Origin of the sequence: Pedobacter sp. R20-19 (assembly GCF_000708265.2) — a bacterium.
Classification (GTDB): Bacteria; Bacteroidota; Bacteroidia; order Sphingobacteriales; family Sphingobacteriaceae; genus Pedobacter.
Map to the genome: position 1 here is coordinate 43,154 of NZ_JCKI01000008.1, position 21,901 is coordinate 65,054.

The following is a 21,901-nucleotide window of genomic DNA, read 5'->3' on the forward strand; positions in this document are numbered from 1 at the left end:
AGCCTATAATTCCAAGCATGGAGCAATTGCACTACAGATGCTAACTTAAGCTGGTCATCCTGAGTGTGGCGTCACCCTGAATTTTATTTCAGCAAGGTGCTGATTTTTGATTTAGGAAACTTGTATAATGTTACCTAATTAGCTAACTTTGTTTCCGTGCAAGAAAAATTTATAAGGGAAATATTTTATTACAAGAATTATTACCTAGACTTCTTTGAAACACTCAAGCCAGAAGTAAAGAGGAAAATGAACTGGACTTTACAGCTCATTTCCACTATCGACAGAGTTCCGAAGAAATATTTTGACCACATGACAGGCACATCAGGAATTTTCGAAATCCGTGTAGAAGTCGGTTCAGATATATTCAGAGTGTTTTCATTTTTCGACAAAGGAAAACTAATAATCCTTTTGAATGGGTTTCAGAAGAAAACGCAGAAAACTCCAAAAAATGAATTAGAACTTGCAGAAAAGCTTAAAAAACAATATTTCGATGAAAAAGACAAACAGTAATCTAACTTCCTTTGCTGACCATTTAGACGAACAATATGGCAAATCAGGAACTACGATCAGAGAAGCTTATGAAGAAGGTTTTGAAGCATTTAAATTAGGTGTTATGATTCAAGAACTTCGTAAAGAACAAGGTTTAACACAGGAACAATTAGCCGAAAAATGTGGTACAACAAAGACTTACATTTCCAGAATTGAAAACAACGCCAGTGACATTAGACTATCAACTTTAATGCGAATTTTTCGTGAGGGTTTAGGTAGAAATCTTAGACTTAGCGTAGATATTTAAAAATGACAAACAGCAATACCAAATCAGTGTTTTCAACTTTGATGGCCTATTGATAGGAAAGTTGACAACATGATTTAAGCTATTTATCGTGAGTGTATCGTCACCCTAATCTAGCGTCATTAAATGTAGCGTCACCCTGAATTTATTTCAGGGCCTATTTCAAAGATGCTTAAGCATACCGATATCAGAACAACACAGCATTACGCAAACTTCAGGAAACAAAAAATAGCCAGAAAAATGACTGTGGCAGTTGAGATCGCCGATATATATTCCACCAACAAAGTTTGCCTCAATAAGGCTTGCTTCTTTCAGTTCCTAGCCGATAACGAATTTAAAAACTTGATGTTCAAAAAGAAAAAATCTGATTGGGCTGCGTATTTTAAACCTTAACATGATGGATATTTTAATGAATAAGCAACATCACCGATAATCTCAAAATATTGACTATCTTCTTCTGCGATTTATTCAAAAATTATCTCTTTTTTGCAGACACCAACAAATCCCTTGCTTCCATATCTAGATATAGAGCTATCTCAAATAATTTCTTAATTGAGGGTTGCGCTGAATTTGTACACCAACTGGAAACGGTTTCTGGTGCTATCTTTAAAGCATTGGCCAAATCCTTATTTGTTTTACCTTTTTCGGCTAGTACCGCTTTGATTCGGTTATAGATTATTTTACTCATGTCGTTTGATGTAAAACAAATATAATATTTGAAAAACAATCGAATTCACTACTTAATGAATGCATTTAGTAAATATAAAATGTTTTTAATAACAATTCACTCAGGAAAAAACTCCCTCATGGAACACCCTAAAATTTCTGCAATCTTTTTTAAGTGATTGATATTATATTTATCGTCTGTCTTAGAACGTTCAACGTTTCCAACAAATTTAGGATTAAGATCAATGGCAACAGACAATACTGCTTGAGTTAATCCAGCTTGAATCCTCTTCTCTCTAACCCTATCAATAACATATTGTTCTATCTCGGTAAGCTTACCCATACACAGGCTAAGTAAGGAATAAATAAAAATTATTTACCGTGCTATAGCACTCTTTTGCGTTTTTTATTTATATTCGTATAAAGAAAATAAGAATAACAATTTTTAAGAGTCTTGCGGTTACAAAATCTGAAGCCGTCAACGCAAGACAGCAGAAAAACACCATATCTATGGCTGGATGTGCTATATTTGTATATCCGCATAGGTGTGGGATCTGCTGTAAATCCATGTTGACGTAAGGCTTCAGAAACTTTTTATGTAACCATGGTTGGCAGATCCCATATTTATGTTTCTGTTCATCCTGAGACTCATTTAATAGAATTAAAATGAGATCAATGGAATCATCAAAATTATCACCAGAAGCCGAACACGCTGTCTATTTCAGGGAGTTTATCCAACAGCTCGCACAGAAGTTTGAACCACTCCAGATCTTCAGCTTTTCGCAGAACAGCTACACCCATCATTCACAAGGATGCTTTAATAACAATCAAAGCTATTTTAAATGTAACCATTGCCTGTTGGTAGTTACCGAAACGGCAACCCGAGTTGATTATGAGATGCAAGATTTTGCCAACAGCTATGATCAGCATGGAACAATCACCATAATCTGCCACGGCAGGCAATCTGTTATGGATGCAGTACAGCAAAACAGCCGCTTTTTTATCAGCGTGCTTACCTATGGCAAACAACTCTACAGTAAAAATGGACTGCTAAACAACGATCCAATTTCTACGTTTATACCCACCAAGGGCGCAATCAAAGCAATAAAACATTATAATCATCGCATACCACTGGCAGATGGCTTTCTGATGTGCGCATCAAAATGTTTGGAGAAAGAACAATTCGAGATTTGTGCCTTTATGCTCCATCAAGCCGTAGAACAAGCATGTATCTGTTTGGTGAGGGTTCACATTGCCTACCGTTCCGAATTTCATAACCTTTACCGCCTGCTCCGTCTGTGTATTTGCTTTTCCGAGCGGCCCTTTCAACTTTTCCTATCTACTCCAGAAGATGAAAGGCTGTTTGAAATAATGGCAAAAAGTTATGCTGGTTCACGTTATAAAGATGATTTTACAGTTTCCCGCCAAGATGCGGCGCATCTTTATCAACGCGTGGCATCCTTTCTTTTGTTGGCAAAGGCCATGTGCAACGAAAAAATAGAACGGCTTGCCAAATCGGCATCAGATGATGCCATCTTAAAAAACGCCGATCAGGTACAGATCTAAAAAATATTGTAACCAGCATGTAAGACTATAAAACCATCATGAGCAAACGCTAGCAAACAGAAATGAATATTGCTCATGATAGCTTCATTACCGATAAAAACAAATTATATACCAATGAAAAAGCAAACAACAACTACATCAAATAACAGGATCGTTTATCTTAACCATGATGAAACAACAGAACCAATAAAAGTAATACACGATTTTTTTACTCACTCCAGGTTGCCCAATCATTTAAAAATGCTAAAACGCTGGCGAAACGATGCCGCGTTTGAATCACAAGAATCAAAAAAATGTAGCCCAGAGTTCCTTGTTTATAACTACGAACTTACCCTAAAGCTAATAGAGGCCGCCTGGCTCTTAAAGAAACACAAACTTGGCAAACTTAACTTTGATAACAAACAGGAAATTGATATTGCAAAATGCTACATTAAAACAGAAAAGAAGAAGCTACAAAACTATCCTAAAAACCTAACCACTCGGGAGATTGTAAAGCCTTCGGTTGTATTAAAGAAAATGTTCAGGATTTATAAACTAGATGGGTATAAAAAAATCCTGAACATATGGCTTCACGATGCGCTGAGTACCTCCTTTATGGAAGAAAGCCTTTCCAAATCTGAAGTAATTAAAGTTTACGAACAATTAATTAAACTGTTCGAGGCCACGTGGCTAATCAGCGAGCGTATAAAAGATGACAATTAAAACTTTATTTTACGTCTCCACTGAACGAACGGCCTCACAGAAAGATTAGGCAAACGCCAAATCTTTTCCTTACACACCAGCGCAAAAACATCGAGGCTGTATGGGCTGGTTATTTATTAGACACATAAATTTTATTTCTTTAAAGTTATTTTGACCTTTTCACTAGTATGTTTTACCTTTTAGCAGGTTAATTTATACTAAAAGGAAGTTTGATTAATATTCTTTAAACTGTAGTTTATGTTTTAACAAGTGTGCTTGTACTTATTACAACTGCATTTATACTTCTTTAAAAAGCATTTATAGTTTTTCCATTTGCTATTGTACTTCTTTAAAGATATATTTATCAACTCCAATCCTGCATTGCGGTTTTACAACCCGCAATACATATTGTCAAATCATCCCCGATAATTGAACATCCTTTTTGATCACTTAAACGGTTAACAATATGTTATTTCTAAACGTACTATCTATTTTTAGTGCCAGAGGTATCGATAGGCCCTCTACCTTTCTTATTAAAGCAGGCTTTAGCGCACATTCAGCCCATTATATTTTACATGGCAAAACCCGCTCCATCAGGTTAGATCATATCGAAAGCCTATGCAAGCTACTCATCTGCGAACCCAGCGATCTTTTTACCTGGAAGCCAGATCAAAATGAAAACCTTCCGGCATCACAACCCATCACAAAACTCAGAAAACACGAAACACAACAAAGTATTCAAAACCTCATTACAGATATGCCCTTTAAACAAATCAAAGAAATTGCAGCCGTAATTAAAGAAAAGAAAGAAGAAGCCATTACCCTTAAAACAAAAAATGAGGCTTAAGCCTCATTTCATATCTTTTTAAAACTGAACCCCAATTACCCACATATTCTCCAGGTAATTAATTTTCTGACTAGCCTTATCATATTCATCCCAGCCTGTGGTATGAATGGTTTTCAAATTTGTGGTACCCACTTTAGTGGTATTCTGAAGATAAACATTTTTCCAGACATAAAATTTCAAGCCAACCTTAGCTGATACACCATAACCGGCAACATTCCAATGGTTGTTTCTGCCAAGGCCAAATAAACGAACATCAGAACGCGGAACAATTAACCCACCGCCCAATCCGGTTTCTAAAGTTAAAGAAGTGTTTCCACCCGGCGCTACCCATATATCATCATAACGCTCCACTTCAACATTTGCATAATTAAAGCCATCTGTATGCTCAAAAGTTAACATGCTCTCTTTAACATTAATGCTTTGGCCATTGTAAGTACCCGCCAAAGCGCCTGTTGGTGTATTCTCTGGCGTAATGTTGGCACCAATATAACCGGTAACAGCCACCGTTTGCGGAATATCCATTACATACTTCATGTGGTCCCAACCAATAGAAACACTATAATTATCTTTAATGAAATAACCAACACGAATATTATATTGAGGAACTGTAATTAAACCAGGGTTAAGGTAATCCCAGCTTAACTTAGATTGCCTGTCGTGCGCCACAACATCCTTTAAAGTAAAATCATAATTCGGTCCCTGAAACTGGATATCGCTCTTTCCATACCACGAATGGTTATACCCCCAATGAAAGTAAAAATCTCCCTTTCGAGAAGAATTTCGCTTATGTTCCGGATTAAAAATGCTTTTCGAACTTGGAGTATTGGGATTTGGGGAGTCTTGGTTCTCTTGTGCCTGCATCCGCCTTGCAAACAAGAGTGTAATAACCAATATAAAATATTTCTTCACGCCACAAATTGAGCAAAAAGGAATTTAATTTACAATAATTTTAACACATCGATATTACCAATTTATAAAAAATGACTTTAAGATATTAAAATCAAATTAGAATCTGGTGTACACAGCCAGCTGGATAATATTGTTGTTGGTATGATTACTTATATTTTTCACAGCCTGATTCATATATCCCACTTCAAGATCTATTTTTTTAGAAAAACGGTACCCGGTGGCCAGATAAAGTCTGTTCTGATCAAAAAAACTGTTATTGAGCTGATGTTTGTTTTGGATATTTAAGAAAATTTCGTTTTGCAATGCCACAAATACCCCATTTGTAAAGGCTGCTTCTGTTTTTTTAATGGGTTGGATGAACCTAAAAAAATAACGGAATCGCTGTGAAAATACATCATCATCATTCGCCCGACCTATAAAACGCTGTTCTAACCTGAACCTATGACTGGCATAGATGGATTTTAATCTGTGGTTAAAAATATACTGTTCAAAAATGCGATGTTCATGTAAGAAATTATTTGAATTCCCATTAAGTCGATTTTGGGTGGTTTGCCATAAATAACCTAGCGCAACATTATTTTGATCGTTAATAAAATATTGAATTGCAGGTCGTACCAGTGTATTTCTTACATTACTCCAATCATCCACCGAGCGCACTTGAAGGTCAAACTGTAAGCCCCATTTATCATTAAACTTTGTATTGTTTAAAAACATGAACCAACCTGTATTCTGATGCTGCGTTTGTGCCGAAAGTTTTCCGTTTAGAATAAAGAGTAGAAAGGAAAATAATAAAAAGTTTCTCATGAATGATAGATGTGCATTGTGATGACTTAATAAAAGGTGTAAAGCTAAGCAGTTTACCTTAAATTAATTTAACTAAAATTTCGAATTAGTTTTGGGTTATACAATTGCTTTATTTGAATTTCATTTAATGTTACGCAATTAAAAATTTATCTTCGTTGAAGAATGAGGACATCGATATTAGCATAATTCCTAAGATTGATCCTTTTTTTAAGCATTACTAAAACGTAAAATAAGAGCAAAATGATTATTGAACCAAGAATGAGGGGCTTTATTTGTTTAACTGCACATCCTGAAGGTTGTGCACAAAACGTAAAGAATCAAATTGAATATGTGAAATCTAAAGGTGCCATCAATGGCCCAAAAAAAGTATTGGTAATTGGCGCATCTACAGGTTTTGGTCTGGCTTCACGCATTACCTCAGCCTACGGATCTAATGCGGCTACGATTGGTGTATTTTTTGAAAAGGCACCAGCAGCAGGTAAAACTGCTTCGCCAGGATGGTATAACACGGCAGCATTTGAAAAGGAAGCACATGCAGCAGGTTTATATGCCAAAAGCATTAACGGTGATGCATTTTCAAAAGAAATTAAGCAAAAAACCATCGATTTAATTAAAGCAGATTTGGGTCAGGTTGATTTAGTGATCTATAGCCTTGCTTCTCCTCTAAGAAAACACCCTGAAACGGAGGTTTTACACCGCTCTACTTTAAAGCCAATTGGTAGTACTTACACCAATAAAACAGTTGATTTCCATACAGGCAATGTAACTGATATTTCCATAGAACCAGCAACCGAAGAAGATATTACCAACACGGTGGCGGTAATGGGTGGTGAAGACTGGACCATGTGGATTGATGCCTTAAAAGCAGAGAACCTATTGGCTGAAGGCGCTACAACAGTTGCTTATTCATATATCGGCCCTGCTTTAACTGAGCCGGTTTATCGTAAAGGAACTATCGGCAAGGCTAAAGATGATTTAGAAGCTACTGCATTTAAGATTGGTGATCAATTGAAAGATATTAATGGTAAAGCTTTCGTTTCTGTAAATAAAGCCTTGGTAACACAGGCGAGTTCAGCAATTCCTGTAATTCCGCTTTATATTTCTTTATTGTATAAAATTATGAAAGAGGAAGGTATACATGAAGGAACAATAGAGCAAATTCAACGATTGTATGCAGAAAGATTGTATACAGGTGCTGAAGTTCCGGTTGATGAAAAAGGAAGAATCAGAATTGATGATTTAGAGATGCGTGAAGATGTTCAGGCTAAAGTTGCGAAGCTTTGGGATGAAGCTACAACTGAAACCTTACCTACATTAGGAGATTTACCGGGCTATCGTTCTGATTTTTTAAGCCTTTTCGGTTTTGAGGTCGATCAGGTTGATTATCAAAAAGACACCAATGAAATGGTTAAAATTGACGGATTGGTAGAATAATAAACATTCTACATCTCTACTGAGGTAGAAGCGATTATATATCATGAATAATATCTAAATGGCTGGCTTTTGCCAGCCATTTGCATTAATAAATAAAAATGAATTTCGATATACAGCCTACATTAGAAGATAATTTAATAAAAGTAGTTCCATTAAAAGAAACTGATTTTGAAAATCTTTATGCGGTAGCTGCTGATCCGCTGGTATGGGAGCAACATCCAAATAAAGACCGCTTTAAAAGAGAAGTTTTTGAGATTTTTTTCAAAGGGGCAATAGATTCAAAAGGAGCATTTATCATTTATGATCAGGCTACTGGTGAGGTAGTTGGCAGCTCAAGATATTATGAGTTGAATGAAGAAGAAAAATCCGTTACAGTTGGTTATACTTTTATACGACGTAAGTTTTGGGGTAAGGGTTATAACACTGCACTGAAGAAACTGATGTTCGATTATGCTTTTCAATTTACAAACCAGATCATTCTTTATATTGGCGCAACCAATTTCCGATCACAAAAGGCAATAGAAAAATTAGGTGCAATTAAAACGGCCGAGATTGAGGTTGCTTATTATGGCGAACCTTTAAAATGGAACTTCCTTTATCAAATTAATAAAATAGCATGGAATAGCAGATAGCTGATTTATACCTCGGGCATTAATGGACATCAATTAGACCCATATACAAATTAACCAGAATCGCTATTTGAATCTTTGTGACAACAAATATTGAACAACAATCAGTTATGTACACTCATGTTGCCAGGAATAAAATCGTATTTCTGATTTAGTATTCTTATATTTGTATAAATCTCAATTCCACTCACCTTATTTAAAAAAACAAAACAATTATATATTTATGGCTAAATCTCAGGCAACATACAGTAAAAAAGAGAACGAAAAAAAACGATTAAAGAAACAAAAAGACAAACAAGAGAAAAAAGAAGAGCGTCAGTCTAATGCAAAAAAAGGTTTAGCGCTTGAAGACATGATGGCTTACGTTGATGAAAACGGAAACATCTCTTCTACTCCACCAGATCCAAAAAAGAAGAAAGTATTCAATATTGAGGATGTTCAAATCGGCATCACCAGACAAGAAGACATTATCGACGAAAATCCGGTTAAAAAAGGTACTGTTACTTTCTTTAATGATAGTAAAGGTTACGGCTTTATCAAAAACACCGAAACTCAGGATAGTATTTTCGTACACGCAAATGGCTTAGTTACTCAAATTAAAGAGGGTGATAAAGTTACTTTTGAAGTAGAAATGGGTCAAAAAGGTCCAACAGCTGTTAAGGTATCTAAAATCTAATCGTTGTTAAACGCTCCAATTGCTTTCTCAACAGCAATAAGATAAAAATCTGCAGATCAAATTCTGCTGCGCCAGGTTTTATAAACATTTATATTTCCGTCTATTTAGCATAAAACCTAGCGCATTTTTTATTTCTCTAATCAGGCACAATTTAATTTTTGTTCCAATCTCATTTTACGAAAGCATTCAAATTATATTCGAACCTAAAGTTTGGATTAATGCTTTAATGAAATTCTTTGTTTTTTTTTAAAAATCAATCTGCTTGTATTAGATAAACGTTATCTGCTTGTTTTATATTTGGTTAACTTCAATAATTAGGCTGATTGCATTAAATAAAAAACGAGATATTTACCTCGCATAAAAAAAAACATCAATCTCGGTGTGGAATTTGCTTTGAATTTACATCATTACAGTACACACAAAGACATATAACTTATGAAAAAATTAATCGCAATTGCACTCGTTGCATTTTTAGGCTTATCTTCAGCCATGGCTCAACAAATAGATTTACGTAGAAAAATCAGTGTTAGCGGTAACGCAGAAACAGAGGTAACTCCTGATATCATTTACATTGGAATCTCCTTAAAGGAATATTTAAACGGAAAGAAAAAAGTAGAGATTACTGAACTGGAAAAACAACTTTACGCTGCGGTACAAAAAGCTGGTATTGCGAAAGAAAATTTAACGGTTAGTAATTTAAGCAGCTGGAACGACAATACTTCAAAAAAGAAAAATCCTGATTTTTTAGCCAGTAAACAATATCGTTTAAAGGTGAATGATTTAAATAAATTTAATGCCATCCTTGATGAGCTGGATGCTAAAGGGATTGCGAATACTAATATTGAAAATTATTCTTACTCCAAAATTGAAAGCCTAAAGAAAGACTTAAAAATTAAGGCCCTGTTAGCTGCAAAAGAAAAAGCGACTTACATGGTTGAAGCACTAAATGGTAAATTAGGTGCAGCAATTGAAATTCAGGACGGTGGAGACAATATTATACAACCTGTTTACAGAAATTTCATGGTTCAGTCTGCAATGGCCGAAACTTCTGCAGATACAGCGCCTGAAATCGACTTTAAAAAAATCAAGTTAAACTTCACTGTTAATGTAGTTTTCGAAATTAAGTAATATTATAAAATTAAAAATCGCTTTTCAAAACCTACCAGAACATTTTGGTAGGTTTTTTGTTTAGTAGACATCGAACACTAAAAAATTTAATATTATGAAAAAATTCATTTACACTTTAGCCCTAATTTTCTCTTTAGGCATTAGTTTCAATTCAGTACAAGCTGCTGATAAACCAGCAAAAAACCCTACAGAATTAACCGCTGAGCAAACACTAAAGTTAGAAAAAATTAAAACCCGTGTGGAAGAGATCAGAGACATGGATAAGTCTAACTTAACTAGAGCAGAGCGCAAAGCTTTACGCAGTGAGTTAAGAGAATTAAAAGGTCAGGCACGTGCAGTATCAGGTGGTGTTTATCTTTCGGTTGGTGCGATTATCATCATCATCTTATTATTGATCCTGATTTTATAATAAAAAACAACATCTATCTATAAAAACAAAAAAAGCTTTGCAGCAATGCAAAGCTTTTTTTGTGTGGAATAATATCGTTAAATCTAGTTTTAGCGTATCAAAATTTGGTTGTAGCGTCTCGCTACGATCCAACTCATATAGCGATAGCATTAAGATTGTTTCGTGCCTCGCAATGACGATTTATCTAAGTTTAATCAATAAAATCGAAACCTGTATATTTCACTAATGCTTCTGGAATTTTAATCCCATTTTCAGTTTGATAGTTTTCTAAAATTGATGCTACAATACGTGGCAAGGCTAAAGCACTTCCATTTAGTGTATGTACCAATTGCGTTTTACCTGTAGCGCCTTTAAAACGAATTTTTGATCGGTTACTTTGGAAAGTTTCAACATTTGAAACAGAAGAAACTTCCAGCCATCTTCCTTGCGCTCCACTCCAAGCTTCCATATCATAAGTCATGGCAGAACCAAAGCCCATATCACCACCGCATAATAATAAAACACGATAGTGCAATCCTAATTTTTGCAATAGTGATTGAACATAAGAGCTCATATCTTCAAGGGTTTGATAAGATTGATCTGGATGTGTGATTTGTACCAATTCTACTTTATCAAACTGATGTAAGCGATTTAAACCACGAACATGTGCGCCATAAGAGCCAGCTTCTCTACGAAAGCATGGCGTATAAGCCGTATTTTTTATAGGCAAATCTTCCTCCTTAAGAATCACATCGCGGTATAAATTGGTAACCGGAACTTCAGCTGTAGGGATTAAATATAAATCATCAACAGTAGAATGGTACATCTGTCCTTCTTTATCAGGCAACTGACCTGTACCAAAACCAGATGCTGCATTTACCAAATGAGGCACCTGCACTTCATTGTATCCCGCTTCAATAGCCTGATCTAAAAAGAAATTGATTAATGCCCTTTGTAATCTTGCACCTTTGCCCTTATATACCGGGAAGCCAGCACCTGTAATTTTCACACCCAGTTCAAAATCAATGATATCGTATTTGGCTGCAAGTTCCCAGTGTGGCAAAGCCTGAGCAGGTAATTCAGCTGGCTCGCCAAAAGTATAAACGGTTTTATTTTCTTCTGGTGTAGTACCTTCCGGCACCATATCATGTGGTAAATTTGGTAACTGAACAAGTAAGTTAAACTGCGCCGCTTCCAGTTCAGCCAACTTCTCCCCTATATTTTTTATATTTTCTTTGTGAGATGCGGTTTGTGCTTTAATTGCCTCAGCTTCTTCTTTTTTACCCGTACGCATTAAATCACCAATTTGCTTGGCAGCTGCATTGGCCTCCGCAGAAATTGCATCTAAAGAAGTTTGAGTGGAACGACGCTCTTCATCAATTTTAATGATTTCATCTACCAGCTCTGGTTGTTTAAAGTTACGTACACTTAAACGATCTAAAACTTTCTCTCTATTTTCGCGGATATAATTAACTTGCAGCATTATTTTATTTTTTTCACAAAGATAGAAAGAGTTTTCAGTTTTCAGTTTGCAGTTTTCAATCATGCACATCTTAACACTTAATTCTTGATACATTTAAACTATGGATGGCAAACTTTTCCTCGTACCTACACCAATAGGGAATTTAGAAGACATGACTTTTAGAGCCATAAGGATCTTAAAAGAATGTGATTTAATCCTGGCGGAGGATACCCGTACCAGCGCACCAATGCTTAAGCACTTTGGCATTGATAAACGCGTTTTCTCTCATCACCAGCACAACGAACATAAAGCTACTTCAGAAATTATTAAATTTTTAAATGAGGGGCAAAAAATAGCTTTAATCTCTGATGCGGGTACGCCTGCCATTTCCGATCCTGGGTTTTTCTTAGTTCGTGAGGCGATTAAAAATGATATTGCTGTAGAATGCCTGCCTGGAGCCACTGCTTTTGTACCCGCTTTGGTTAATTCAGGTTTACCTGCTGACGCCTTTACCTTTGAAGGATTTCTTCCTGTAAAAAAAGGACGCCAAACGAAGTTTAAAAAACTGGCTGATGAAGAACGTACAATTATCCTATACGAAAGTCCACACCGTTTATTAAAGACACTAGAAGACTTTGCACAATACTTAGGAGAAGATAGACAGGCATCAGTAAGCCGCGAACTAACCAAAATGTTTGAAGAAACAGTTCGGGGCACATTAGTAGAAATAAAATCACACTTTGAAAACAATACTTTAAAGGGAGAATTTGTAATTTGCATAGCAGGAAAACCTGTAACAAAAAGTAAGAACAAATATGAAGATGCTGAATAGCATGGCAAACTTATACAATATATGAATAGCATAGATAGATTCCTTAGTGACGAACAAGATCCTAAGACTGTAGAAAAAGTTATTGGAAAATTAAATGACCTTTTAACCACAGGAGAAGAACTGTTGTACCTGGCGGTACAGAAAAAACCAGCTGTTAACTTGCTTCCGGATAGCATTGCCATTTCAAATAAAAGAATTTTTTATTGCGAACCGGGCAACTTGGGTTTGACCATGAATTTTAAAGATATTTCCTGGAAAAGCATTAAGGAAGTATCATTCAAAGAAGAACTTTTTGGTTCGAAATTTATCTGTGTTCCGCAATATGGTGAAAATATTGTAACGGAGTTTATACCAAAAATACAAGCAAGAAAATTACACCAGGCAGCCAATCAGCAATTAGAAGAATATAAAGAACTGCTACATCAGCAAAAGCTGGAAGAAAATCGTGCTACGGCATCAGCAATAAACATGAGCGCACAGCCAGTCGCAGAATTACCAATCGAAGAACCTAAAACTTCTGAATTCATTCAGATTGCTGAAGTGGTGGAAGAGCCAGAAGATGAAACGACTTTGAAGTTGCGCAAACTAAAAACTTTGTATGACAAACACTTGATCACACAGGAAGAATATGAAGCTAAAAAAGCAAATATTTTAGATAGCTTTTAATTTTTAGAAGAAATTAAGGAATAGTAATAGAGAATGGGCAGTAGAGAATAGAAACTGGAAATAGATGGTGAAAGATGATAAATTTAAAATCATCTATTTCCTATTCCTTACTACCTATCGCTAAGCCTATTCTCTATTTCCTAAAACCTATTCCCCAATTACAATCAGCTATCCATATGCCTCTTCTCTATCCCTTCACCCTTCCATACAGCAATGGCTAAAAAACAAACTTACCTCCTTGCCTTAATAAGTGCATTTTTGCTTTGGCTAGCCTGGCCACCCATTCCCTTTACAACCCCATTGTTATTGGTTGCATGGGTTCCTTTATTAATAGCAATTGATGAGATCGCTAAGGATAATCTGAAGAAGCAAGGTAAACGTATTTTTTTAACGGCTGGTTTAACGTTTTTGGCATGGAATTCTGCATCAATTTATTGGGTATATAATGCCATCAGCGCTTATAACGGAGCAATTGTGGCCATTCCGGTATCGTTAATTCCATTTGGTTTAGGTGCGCTCCTCATGACCTTTGCCTTTTGGTTATATTATCGCCTGGGTAAATATGTAAACAAAAAGATTGCCTACCTGGGACTAATTTCCTTTTACATCGCACTGGAGTATTTACAACAAACTTGGGATTTAGCTTTCCCATGGATGACACTTGGCAACGGATTAGCGGGGATGCACCAATTGGCACAATGGTATGATTATACTGGTATTTATGGCGGTTCGCTTTGGATTATTACGAGTAATATCCTTGCCTTTGAAGCATACAAAAAGTTAAAATCAGCATCAGGATATTTAAAATTCAGACCAGTTCTTATCTGGGCCCTGGTAGTTATTATTCCTGTTTCCATATCACTAACAAAATATTTTACAGCAACAGAAAAAGGCACACCCAGCAACGTAGTAGTGGTGCAACCCAATATTGATCCTTATTTAAAGCTGAGTGCAATTCCTCCCGCAGCGCAAATTAAAATTCTTACTCAATTATCAGATTCGATTGCACAATCCAATACGGAATATTTTATCTGGCCAGAAACGGCAATTCCTAATTATGCGGATGAAGATCATATTCGGAGCAGCGAAGATTTTATCACGCTACAAAACTTTTTAGGTAAATACAAAAACGGCACATTAATTACTGGTATAGAAAGCATTAAAGTTTATGCCACAAAAAAAACGATTACATCAAAATATGATGAACGCCAGGGGCTGTATTTCGACAATTTCAATACAGCTATGCAGGTAGAAAACTCAGCAAATGTTCAGTTTTATCATAAATCGAAATTGGTTCCGGGTGTAGAGAAAATGCCTTTCCCGAAATTATTTTCCTTCCTTGATGGTGTTTTTGCTCAATTAGGCGGAACAGTTGGCGGATGGGGTTGGCAAGAAAAACCTAGTGTATTATATGCACAAAGTGGAATCGGCGCAGCACCTGTAGTATGCTATGAAAGCTTGTGGGGTGATTGGATAGGACAGCAAGTTAAGGAGGGGGCACAATTTATTGCAATCATCACCAATGATGGTTGGTGGGGTAACACTTCGGGAAAAGACCAACATGCCATGTATGCCAAACTTCGGGCCATTGAAACACATCGCGATATTGCAAGATCTGCCAACACCGGGATTTCCTGCTTCATTAATCAACGTGGCGATGTAACCCAAAGCACCAAATGGTGGACAAGAACAGCACTAAAAGGCAATATCTACCTGAATGATGAAATTACGTTTTATGTAAAAAGTGGTGATATTATTGCAAAAATTTTAAGTTTTATGGCAATTTTATTGGTATTGATTATACCATATAAAAAATGGGTAAAGAAATAATAATTCTTTGTATAGTTGTTTTATGCTTTGACTGTTCAACTGAAAATACACAAATACATTAGGATAGTTTGTCGGTTATTCCACCCATGCAAATAACTAATGATTCTTATTAAAAACATATGCAGTACCATAAAAACTTTACCAGATTTTCCCTTATCGTTTTCCTAATCTTAAATATTGCAGTAGATCAGATTTCAAAATTCATTGTAAGATTGGAGATTTCTGATTACGAACACATTGCATTGATAAAAAATATTTTTACGCTTACAAGGGTTGAAAACAGTGGTGCTTTTTTAAGTTTAGGCGATAACATGCCTTATATTTTCAGGCTAATTATCTTAACAGGATTGCCGCTTTTATTTCTGGGTTATGGCTTATACTATCTATTTTCAAAACCTAACCTGCCAGGTAGTATGCAAATTGCATTATGTTTTTTAATCGGTGGCGGCATTGGTAATTTATACGACCGGATTGTACATGGATCAGTTACTGATTTTATGCATTTGGATTTTCATATTTTTCAAACAGGCGTATTTAATTTCGCCGATATTTTCATCATGATTGGCGTAGGGATTTTACTTTTACTATCCATTACTGCAAATATGATCAAAAAGAAAACTGAATAGTTTAGGAGTTTTTATCGTTTGGCTTTAAATACATCAGAAATATCGCAGTAAAATTAATATATACAGCTTTGTATTTTTTATACTATATTTACGATAGTAATACACGTCATTACGATAAACTAAAAGCTAAACTATGAAGACTCTAATTAAAAACCTCGCATCAATTGCGATACTCTCTATTTTCATTATTTCCTGTTCTAAAAAGAATGAAATGCCTCAAGATCCTCAAACTGAAACCACTCAACCGAATAAGGTTTTGGCCTACATTAAAAAGCTTGGATTTTCAGATGCACAAATTGTGGATAAAGGAGACAATTATATTGTTGACGGAGATATGGTATTCAGCAAAAACATGGAAGTTCCTGCAGATAAGGGAAATCAGATAACCGAGCAGTATTATAATGGATATATTGTAACTAACAGTAGAAATATACGTGTTAAAATCGATCCTTCAATAACCAGTATGACCAGTGAAATCAATGGTGCAATTAATCAATGGAATACAGTACCCAACGCTAATCTTAGATTTGTAATTACCACAGGTAGCGTTTACGATATTCTGATTAAAGTAGATAATACCATTGGAAGTTCTACATGCGGACAGGCTTATCTGTCAACATCTAACGGCTTGGCAGGCAATACCGTTTGGATTAATCAGGCATTGATTCAAAACAATTCAGCTGCACAACGTCAGAGAACAATAGCACATGAATTTGGGCATACCATTTCCTTCAGACATACCAACCAATCTACAACAGTTAATGTACCTGGAGTTGGAGGAACAGATGCTCAATCATTAATGAATGGCGGACAATGTGGAAGTGGCGCTACTGTTTTATCAACAAAAGATAAACAGGCTACGGCAGCATTATACCCATTGTAATTAAAAAATCAGATAAGTAACCTAAAAGATCGTAATGACATGGAAGCTGTTTCTTTGAGACAGCTTTTTCTTTTAAGAATATGATTACCTCGGGGCTTGAAGCTGAATTAACTTCAGGTTTCTTAACATAGAATTGTCACCCTTAAACAAACATATATTTATATTTAGGTGTTAAACAATCTAGAAATAATCAAAAAAAACCAATCATGAAAAGAAATGCAACAGCCGTATGGCAAGGTTCAATAAAAGAAGGAGCTGGTCACATTACCACACAGAGTACCACGCTAAATAATACGCAATATTCATTCAACTCACGCTTCGCTGAAGGTGTTGGTACTAATCCAGAAGAGTTAATAGCTGCAGCGCACTCAGGTTGTTTCACCATGAAACTATCAGCCAATCTAGCCGAAGCTGGATTTACAGCAGATAAGCTGGAAACTAAATGCGACATCAATTTAGATCCTTCAAAAGGTGAAATTGTTGAATCTCACCTAACTTTAACCGCAACTGTTCCAGGTTTATCTCAGGAAAAATTTGATGAATTGGTTGCCGATGCAGAGAAAAACTGCCCGATATCAAAGTTGCTTAACACATCAATTAAAGTTGATGCAACATTAGCTTAAATTTCCATAAAACGTTGACAACTTTAATAAGCTTTATGCCCAAAAAGTTGTCAAAGTTTTTAGTTATATGCTAACATACTTATATGCGTATGTTTTATATTACAGCATGTATTTTCCAACGATTGGCATTCTTCTTCCCATTCCAAACGCTTTTGATGAAACCCTTAAAATTGGTGGCGTTTGGTAGCGTTTAAATTCTGCTATATTAACCATCTTCAAGATCCGTTGAACTAAAGCCTCATCAAAACCCTGTGCAATGATAGACTTCGAGCCTTGTTTCTCTTCAATGTGGTGATACAAAATTTTATCTAAAACATCATATTCAGGCAATGAATCTGAATCTTTTTGATCTGGACGAAGTTCTGCAGATGGTGGCTTAACAATAGTATTCACGGGTATCAATTCTCTTTCCTTATTGATGTATTTTGCCAGTTCAAAAACCTGGGTTTTATAAACATCGCCAATTACGCCTATTGCACCGCACATATCGCCATATAAGGTACCATAACCTACCGCACATTCACTTTTATTGGAAGTGTTTAGCAAAATATAACCAAATTTATTGCTCATAGCCATTACAATGGTACCACGGGTTCTGGCCTGGATATTTTCTTCTGTCAGATTAAAAGGCAAGCCCTTAAATGCTGGTGATAAAACAGAATCAAATGCACTTGCTACTTCCTTAATCGGGATGATTTCATGCATACAGCCAAAATTATTCACCAAATCAATTGCATCCTGAACAGAATGATCAGAAGAAAATTTAGATGGCATTAAAACAGCCATTACATTTTCTGCCCCTAATGCACGGCAAGCCAGCGCACAAACTACAGCAGAATCAATTCCGCCAGATAAGCCCAGTACAGCTTTGGTAAAACCGGATTTTTTAAAATAATCCTGAATACCAAGCACCAATGCATCATGTATTTGCTCGATATCCGTTAAACGTTCCGGCTGCGGATATTTATTGCGGACGTTTTCAATTTCTTCCAGATCGAAAACCTGAAGATCTTCTTCAAAGTATTTCATTTCTGCCTTTATCGCACCATCTGCATCAAAAACGAGAGAGCCTCCGTCGAAAATAATTTCTGTTTGTGCCCCTACCTGATTCACATAAAAAACAGGAAGATGATACTTTTTTGCATTATCAGACAGTACTTTTATGCGCTCATCATCATGGGTATATGAAAAAGGTGAGGCTGCAATATTAATCATTACATCGGGTTCCTCTTTAATCAACTCATCCATTGGGTTTGAAACATACAGTGGATTATCATTGATATTCCAAAGGTCTTCACAAATAGTTAAAGCAATTTTCTTTCCGTTAAAATCGATACAATTAAAAGTTCTTGATGGTTCGAAATATCGGTACTCATCAAAAATATCATAGGTAGGTAACAATGCCTTTTTTGCAATCGCTTTAACTTGCCCTTTTTCGATAAAATAAGCTGCATTATACAAATCCTTTCCTTGTAAAATATGATTTTTAACAGGTAGGCCTACAATACAGGCAATTCTTGTACAATGTGTCGCAATTTCTAATGCTGCCGCCTCACACAAGGATATAAATTCATCAAATTCTAAAAAGTCTCTTGGTGGATAGCCACAGATTGCAAGTTCTGCAAATACAACAAGATCAGCTCCTTTATCTTCTGCGAGTTTAATATGATCTATGATTTTTTGCGTGTTCGCCTCAAAGTTTCCAATGTGATAATTAAGTTGAGCTAATGCTATTTTCATATTTGTTTTGTCAGGTAGCGGGTATTAGAAAATGATCTATTAATTAAAAGAATACACCAAAGTTTAAGGCCAGATAATGATTTCTTACATCCCTATTTTTATCAGTAGTAATATTAGTAAAACCATTATTAAAGGTTAAACCGGCAACAATGCTTGTATTTTCTGAAATATCAAATTCACCACCTCCACCAATTACCAGCCCTGCACGATAAAATTTAGTATCATCTGTAATTTTAACATTATCTAATTTAATGGTGCTACTGACAGCATCCTGTTTAGCACTAAGCAAAAATGAATTCGACAGACCAAATTGCCCATAATATCTCCGGCCATTATCTTTTACCGTTTTTAATTTTATGGTTAATGGCAACTCCAGGTATTGAACTTTATATTTCAAGTCATATGCCACAGGAATGCTTTTGTTGGCGCCAAGATCTAGGCTTTTGATATATGTAGGATCAACCTCTGTACTTTTTCCATTCATGGAAGTAATGGTTAATGCCGTAGAAAAGCTGTAATTAGGTGCAAAGTTAAAGTCACCTATCAATCCATAAGAGAACCCTAAAGCTATCCCATCGCTTTTGCCTTGTTCAGGCTTAACCCAGCCAATGGTTGGTGATGCCGTTAAACCTAAGCGGAAGCCATAACTGGTTAGTTGTGGAAGTTTTGGGATTTGTGCAAAGGCACTAATACTAAAAAGAGATAAAATAAAAATCGTTGATATTTTTTTCATGCTGATGTGTTTATATTTGTTGAACATGATTGATAACGTAAAACACAGACAAATTTATCTAATTTTTCTCTTTGCTATCGCATTTATTTCTTGCAAACAAGATAACAGGCCGGATGTGAGTCATATAAACCTGGATATTAAAATTGATCGTTTCGATAAATCCTTGTATGCAGATAAATCAAAAAATCCGTCGGAGGTTAATATGCAGATGGCAAAAAGTTACGGTTTGTTTTATGATGATTATATCCACCGCATGATTGGCTCTCCGGAATACAGCAATGATGAAGTACTAAAAACTTTATTTAAAGATCAGGCTTATAAGGATTTAACTAAAGATGTTGACAGTGTTTTCCCTAACCTGAAATTACAGGAAGCTGGTTTAACAGAAACATTTAAATACATTAAATACTACTATCCGAAGGCTAAAATTCCAAAATTCATTTCATTTGTATCTGGCTTTGCCTATCAAATGCCTGTGGGCGACGACTATCTTGGAATTGGTTTAGATATGTTTTTAGGGAAAGACAGTAAGTTTTATAAAGCTATTGTTCAAAGTGTTCCGCTGTATCTGTCCAGACGTTTTACACCTGAATATATTGTACCTCGTGTTGCCGAAACCTATGCGCATGAAGAACTTTTTGAGGAGCCAGATGAAAACCATACGCTGCTCTCAAAAATGATCTTCCAGGGAAAAATTCTCTATTTTCTTGATCAGGTTTTGCCAGAAAGCACCTCAGATTCTATTAAAATTGGATATAGTAACGAACAGCTAGAATGGGCCAAGCAATTTGAGGGCGACATCTGGGCATATTTTTTAGAGAATAATTATCTTTATGAAACCGACTATCAGAAAATTCAGGTCTTTTTATCCGAAGGGCCATTTACGCCTGGTTTAGGTGAAAATAGAAATTCGGCTCCAAAATTAGGCACTTGGACAGGCTGGCAGATTGTACGAAAATACATGGAGGAAAATCCAAACGTTACTTTACAACAATTAATGGCTGATCAGGATGCACAGAAAATTCTTAATCAGTCGAAATATAAACCCAAGCAGAAATAGCATGCTAAGTTGGTGAAACAATAAACATTTTAAATAAAGCTAGATGCTTATCGCAACAATTATTCAATTTAGCCATCTAACTATCTATTAATCTTATCATTTTATGAAAGTCGGCATTGTTTTATCAGGAGGAGGAATAAGAGGTATTGCTCATTTAGGTGTTTTAAAGGCCTTTAGCAACTTGGGGATTACCTTTAGCCACATTAGCGGAACAAGTGCTGGTGCAATTGCAGGTGCATTCTTTGCTGCAGGAATTGACCCTGAAGAGGGATTAAGTATTTTTCTTAAAACTAAATTATGGCGCTTTGTAAGGCCTGCTGTTGGCTCTCTGGGTTTAATTAATATCGAAAATACAGCTATGATTTTGAAGGAATACTTTCCTGAAAATACCATTGAAAAACTAAAAATACCATTAACTATTGCAGCTGTAAATTTTAGTGAGGGCCGTTTGGTTTATTTTACCAAAGGACCATTAATTAGGGCAATACATGCATCAAGCTGTATTCCTGGTATTTTTAAACCGATTATGATTGATGGGCAAATGTACGTTGATGGCGGCATTTTAAATAATTTCCCTGTTGAACCTTTAATGGAAGATTGTGATTTTATTATCGGTTCATCATGTAATCACCTCAAGCCGGTAGATAAAATTACGGGGATCACCAATTTAATGGGACGGGCTGGAATTATGTCTATTAACCATGATATGGAAAGAAAAGCAAAGTTTTGCAATGTCTTGATCGAGCCGAAAGGCTTAGGTGCTATTAGTACTTTTGATATGAAACGTGCTGAAGATATTTATTGGTTAGCGCATGAAGAAGCTTTGATAACCATCAAAAACAACCCGATAATTTCTCAACTAATCACAAAATAAATTGGCCATCATTTATAAATGAAACAGCTCTACTAAAGTTAATCTGATAGA

At 35.7% G+C, this 21,901-nt stretch carries 25 protein-coding genes; 18 read left to right on the plus strand and 7 right to left on the minus strand.

The genetic code is table 11. The annotated features are described in order from the left end of the window. The first annotated feature begins 156 nt into the window (after nt 1–156). Nucleotides 157–510 carry a type II toxin-antitoxin system RelE/ParE family toxin gene (locus AN34_RS16940; RefSeq protein WP_029287311.1) on the plus strand — a complete coding sequence of 118 codons (354 nt, stop codon included), beginning with the start codon at nt 157–159 and terminating at the stop codon, nt 508–510. Beyond that, nucleotides 491–796, plus strand: coding sequence for a helix-turn-helix domain-containing protein (locus tag AN34_RS16945; RefSeq protein ID WP_029287312.1), 306 nt, complete (start codon nt 491–493; stop codon nt 794–796). Before AN34_RS16940 ends, AN34_RS16945 begins: the two co-directional genes overlap by 20 nt. Nucleotides 797–1,268: 472 nt before the next feature. Here AN34_RS16945 and AN34_RS16955 read toward each other — a convergent pair whose 3' ends face one another. Then, nucleotides 1,269–1,481: a helix-turn-helix transcriptional regulator gene (locus AN34_RS16955; RefSeq protein ID WP_029287318.1), complete on the minus strand. Its 213-nt coding sequence runs from the start codon at nt 1,479–1,481 to the stop codon at nt 1,269–1,271. A 96-nt stretch (nt 1,482–1,577) separates the two neighbouring features. Then, nucleotides 1,578–1,802, minus strand: a complete 225-nt coding sequence (locus AN34_RS16960) for a helix-turn-helix domain-containing protein (protein ID WP_029287320.1) — start codon at nt 1,800–1,802, stop codon at nt 1,578–1,580. A 332-nt stretch (nt 1,803–2,134) separates the two neighbouring features. On the opposite strand from AN34_RS16960, the gene AN34_RS16965 reads away from it, so the two are divergent. The 3 genes from AN34_RS16965 (at nt 2,135) to AN34_RS16975 (ending at nt 4,553) form a co-directional block, all read left to right on the plus strand. Beyond that, on the plus strand, nt 2,135–3,025 hold the full coding sequence (locus AN34_RS16965; RefSeq protein ID WP_029287323.1) for a HEPN domain-containing protein: 891 nt from the start codon (nt 2,135–2,137) through the stop codon (nt 3,023–3,025). A gap of 114 nt (nt 3,026–3,139) precedes the next feature. Beyond that, the gene (locus tag AN34_RS16970; protein WP_157263346.1) at nt 3,140–3,727 is read left to right on the plus strand and encodes a hypothetical protein; all 588 of its coding nucleotides are present in this window, start codon (nt 3,140–3,142) and stop codon (nt 3,725–3,727) included. Nucleotides 3,728–4,172: 445 nt separating this feature from the next. Beyond that, nucleotides 4,173–4,553 carry a helix-turn-helix transcriptional regulator gene (locus tag AN34_RS16975; protein WP_029287327.1) on the plus strand — a complete coding sequence of 127 codons (381 nt, stop codon included), beginning with the start codon at nt 4,173–4,175 and terminating at the stop codon, nt 4,551–4,553. Nucleotides 4,554–4,571: 18 nt separating this feature from the next. Here the strand turns inward: AN34_RS16975 and AN34_RS16980 are convergent, their stop codons facing one another. Continuing rightward, nucleotides 4,572–5,462: a hypothetical protein gene (locus tag AN34_RS16980; RefSeq protein ID WP_231625578.1), complete on the minus strand. Its 891-nt coding sequence runs from the start codon at nt 5,460–5,462 to the stop codon at nt 4,572–4,574. A gap of 96 nt (nt 5,463–5,558) precedes the next feature. Continuing rightward, nucleotides 5,559–6,266 (minus strand): DUF2490 domain-containing protein, encoded by a 708-nt coding sequence (locus AN34_RS16985; protein WP_029287332.1) that lies wholly within the window; start codon nt 6,264–6,266, stop codon nt 5,559–5,561. A 240-nt stretch (nt 6,267–6,506) separates the two neighbouring features. Between AN34_RS16985 and fabV the strand changes: the two genes are divergently transcribed. From fabV to AN34_RS17010, 5 genes are all read left to right on the plus strand, one after another. After that, nucleotides 6,507–7,700 (plus strand): enoyl-ACP reductase FabV, encoded by a 1,194-nt coding sequence (gene fabV / locus AN34_RS16990; protein ID WP_029287334.1) that lies wholly within the window; start codon nt 6,507–6,509, stop codon nt 7,698–7,700. 98 nt (nt 7,701–7,798) lie between these two features. Further along, on the plus strand, nt 7,799–8,332 hold the full coding sequence (locus tag AN34_RS16995) for a GNAT family N-acetyltransferase (protein WP_029287337.1): 534 nt from the start codon (nt 7,799–7,801) through the stop codon (nt 8,330–8,332). A gap of 220 nt (nt 8,333–8,552) precedes the next feature. Further along, nucleotides 8,553–9,005, plus strand: a complete 453-nt coding sequence (locus AN34_RS17000; protein WP_029287339.1) for a cold-shock protein — start codon at nt 8,553–8,555, stop codon at nt 9,003–9,005. Between the two features lie 435 nt (nt 9,006–9,440). After that, nucleotides 9,441–10,133 (plus strand): SIMPL domain-containing protein, encoded by a 693-nt coding sequence (locus AN34_RS17005; protein ID WP_029287341.1) that lies wholly within the window; start codon nt 9,441–9,443, stop codon nt 10,131–10,133. Between the two features lie 94 nt (nt 10,134–10,227). Further along, nucleotides 10,228–10,542 (plus strand): seryl-tRNA synthetase, encoded by a 315-nt coding sequence (locus tag AN34_RS17010; RefSeq protein WP_029287343.1) that lies wholly within the window; start codon nt 10,228–10,230, stop codon nt 10,540–10,542. Between the two features lie 190 nt (nt 10,543–10,732). Here the strand turns inward: AN34_RS17010 and serS are convergent, their stop codons facing one another. Continuing rightward, nucleotides 10,733–12,004 (minus strand): serine--tRNA ligase, encoded by a 1,272-nt coding sequence (serS, locus tag AN34_RS17015; protein ID WP_029287346.1) that lies wholly within the window; start codon nt 12,002–12,004, stop codon nt 10,733–10,735. Nucleotides 12,005–12,104: 100 nt separating this feature from the next. Here serS and rsmI point away from each other — a divergent pair, with 100 nt between their 5' ends. From rsmI to AN34_RS17045, 6 genes are all read left to right on the plus strand, one after another. After that, the gene (gene rsmI, locus AN34_RS17020; RefSeq protein ID WP_029287348.1) at nt 12,105–12,815 is read left to right on the plus strand and encodes a 16S rRNA (cytidine(1402)-2'-O)-methyltransferase; all 711 of its coding nucleotides are present in this window, start codon (nt 12,105–12,107) and stop codon (nt 12,813–12,815) included. 21 nt (nt 12,816–12,836) lie between these two features. Then, nucleotides 12,837–13,481 carry a PH domain-containing protein gene (locus AN34_RS17025; protein ID WP_029287350.1) on the plus strand — a complete coding sequence of 215 codons (645 nt, stop codon included), beginning with the start codon at nt 12,837–12,839 and terminating at the stop codon, nt 13,479–13,481. A gap of 213 nt (nt 13,482–13,694) precedes the next feature. Then, a complete protein-coding gene (gene lnt / locus AN34_RS17030) occupies nt 13,695–15,311 on the plus strand; it encodes an apolipoprotein N-acyltransferase (protein WP_029287353.1) in 1,617 nt (538 codons plus the stop codon). Nucleotides 15,312–15,430: 119 nt separating this feature from the next. After that, complete coding sequence (gene lspA, locus AN34_RS17035; RefSeq protein ID WP_029287354.1) at nt 15,431–15,937, plus strand: signal peptidase II; 507 nt, start codon at nt 15,431–15,433, stop codon at nt 15,935–15,937. A 133-nt stretch (nt 15,938–16,070) separates the two neighbouring features. After that, on the plus strand, nt 16,071–16,820 hold the full coding sequence (locus tag AN34_RS17040; RefSeq protein ID WP_082468457.1) for a M57 family metalloprotease: 750 nt from the start codon (nt 16,071–16,073) through the stop codon (nt 16,818–16,820). A gap of 206 nt (nt 16,821–17,026) precedes the next feature. Continuing rightward, nucleotides 17,027–17,443, plus strand: coding sequence for an OsmC family protein (locus AN34_RS17045; RefSeq protein ID WP_029287359.1), 417 nt, complete (start codon nt 17,027–17,029; stop codon nt 17,441–17,443). Between the two features lie 99 nt (nt 17,444–17,542). On the opposite strand, the gene AN34_RS17050 is transcribed toward AN34_RS17045, so the two are convergent. Both AN34_RS17050 and AN34_RS17055 read right to left on the minus strand, forming a co-directional pair. Next, the gene (locus AN34_RS17050) at nt 17,543–19,183 is read right to left on the minus strand and encodes an NAD+ synthase (protein WP_029287361.1); all 1,641 of its coding nucleotides are present in this window, start codon (nt 19,181–19,183) and stop codon (nt 17,543–17,545) included. A gap of 43 nt (nt 19,184–19,226) precedes the next feature. Next, entirely contained in the window at nt 19,227–19,916 is a 690-nt protein-coding gene (locus AN34_RS17055; RefSeq protein ID WP_029287363.1) for a porin family protein, read from the minus strand. A 25-nt stretch (nt 19,917–19,941) separates the two neighbouring features. Here AN34_RS17055 and gldB point away from each other — a divergent pair, with 25 nt between their 5' ends. Next, nucleotides 19,942–20,976 (plus strand): gliding motility lipoprotein GldB, encoded by a 1,035-nt coding sequence (gene gldB / locus AN34_RS17060; RefSeq protein WP_029287365.1) that lies wholly within the window; start codon nt 19,942–19,944, stop codon nt 20,974–20,976. Between the two features lie 103 nt (nt 20,977–21,079). After that, nucleotides 21,080–21,850 carry a patatin-like phospholipase family protein gene (locus AN34_RS17065; RefSeq protein ID WP_029287367.1) on the plus strand — a complete coding sequence of 257 codons (771 nt, stop codon included), beginning with the start codon at nt 21,080–21,082 and terminating at the stop codon, nt 21,848–21,850. Nucleotides 21,851–21,901 lie beyond the last annotated feature (51 nt).

Excerpts from the sequence above, each read along its gene's own strand:
- fabV (WP_029287334.1), top strand. The coding sequence starts at position 6,507 with ATGATTATTGAACCAAGAATGAGGGGCTTTATTTGTTTAACTGCACAT.
- AN34_RS17055 (WP_029287363.1), bottom strand. The coding sequence starts at position 19,916 with ATGAAAAAAATATCAACGATTTTTATTTTATCTCTTTTTAGTATTAGT.
- AN34_RS16965 (WP_029287323.1), top strand. The coding sequence starts at position 2,135 with ATGGAATCATCAAAATTATCACCAGAAGCCGAACACGCTGTCTATTTC.
- AN34_RS17000 (WP_029287339.1), top strand. The coding sequence starts at position 8,553 with ATGGCTAAATCTCAGGCAACATACAGTAAAAAAGAGAACGAAAAAAAA.
- AN34_RS17025 (WP_029287350.1), top strand. The coding sequence starts at position 12,837 with ATGAATAGCATAGATAGATTCCTTAGTGACGAACAAGATCCTAAGACT.
- serS (WP_029287346.1), bottom strand. The coding sequence starts at position 12,004 with ATGCTGCAAGTTAATTATATCCGCGAAAATAGAGAGAAAGTTTTAGAT.
- AN34_RS16945 (WP_029287312.1), top strand. The coding sequence starts at position 491 with ATGAAAAAGACAAACAGTAATCTAACTTCCTTTGCTGACCATTTAGAC.
- AN34_RS17040 (WP_082468457.1), top strand. The coding sequence starts at position 16,071 with ATGAAGACTCTAATTAAAAACCTCGCATCAATTGCGATACTCTCTATT.
- AN34_RS16955 (WP_029287318.1), bottom strand. The coding sequence starts at position 1,481 with ATGAGTAAAATAATCTATAACCGAATCAAAGCGGTACTAGCCGAAAAA.
- AN34_RS16985 (WP_029287332.1), bottom strand. The coding sequence starts at position 6,266 with ATGAGAAACTTTTTATTATTTTCCTTTCTACTCTTTATTCTAAACGGA.
- AN34_RS16975 (WP_029287327.1), top strand. The coding sequence starts at position 4,173 with ATGTTATTTCTAAACGTACTATCTATTTTTAGTGCCAGAGGTATCGAT.
- AN34_RS17045 (WP_029287359.1), top strand. The coding sequence starts at position 17,027 with ATGAAAAGAAATGCAACAGCCGTATGGCAAGGTTCAATAAAAGAAGGA.
- lspA (WP_029287354.1), top strand. The coding sequence starts at position 15,431 with ATGCAGTACCATAAAAACTTTACCAGATTTTCCCTTATCGTTTTCCTA.
- AN34_RS17050 (WP_029287361.1), bottom strand. The coding sequence starts at position 19,183 with ATGAAAATAGCATTAGCTCAACTTAATTATCACATTGGAAACTTTGAG.
- AN34_RS17005 (WP_029287341.1), top strand. The coding sequence starts at position 9,441 with ATGAAAAAATTAATCGCAATTGCACTCGTTGCATTTTTAGGCTTATCT.
- gldB (WP_029287365.1), top strand. The coding sequence starts at position 19,942 with ATGATTGATAACGTAAAACACAGACAAATTTATCTAATTTTTCTCTTT.
- AN34_RS17065 (WP_029287367.1), top strand. The coding sequence starts at position 21,080 with ATGAAAGTCGGCATTGTTTTATCAGGAGGAGGAATAAGAGGTATTGCT.
- AN34_RS16970 (WP_157263346.1), top strand. The coding sequence starts at position 3,140 with ATGAAAAAGCAAACAACAACTACATCAAATAACAGGATCGTTTATCTT.
- AN34_RS16960 (WP_029287320.1), bottom strand. The coding sequence starts at position 1,802 with ATGGGTAAGCTTACCGAGATAGAACAATATGTTATTGATAGGGTTAGA.
- AN34_RS16995 (WP_029287337.1), top strand. The coding sequence starts at position 7,799 with ATGAATTTCGATATACAGCCTACATTAGAAGATAATTTAATAAAAGTA.
- AN34_RS17010 (WP_029287343.1), top strand. The coding sequence starts at position 10,228 with ATGAAAAAATTCATTTACACTTTAGCCCTAATTTTCTCTTTAGGCATT.
- rsmI (WP_029287348.1), top strand. The coding sequence starts at position 12,105 with ATGGATGGCAAACTTTTCCTCGTACCTACACCAATAGGGAATTTAGAA.
- lnt (WP_029287353.1), top strand. The coding sequence starts at position 13,695 with ATGGCTAAAAAACAAACTTACCTCCTTGCCTTAATAAGTGCATTTTTG.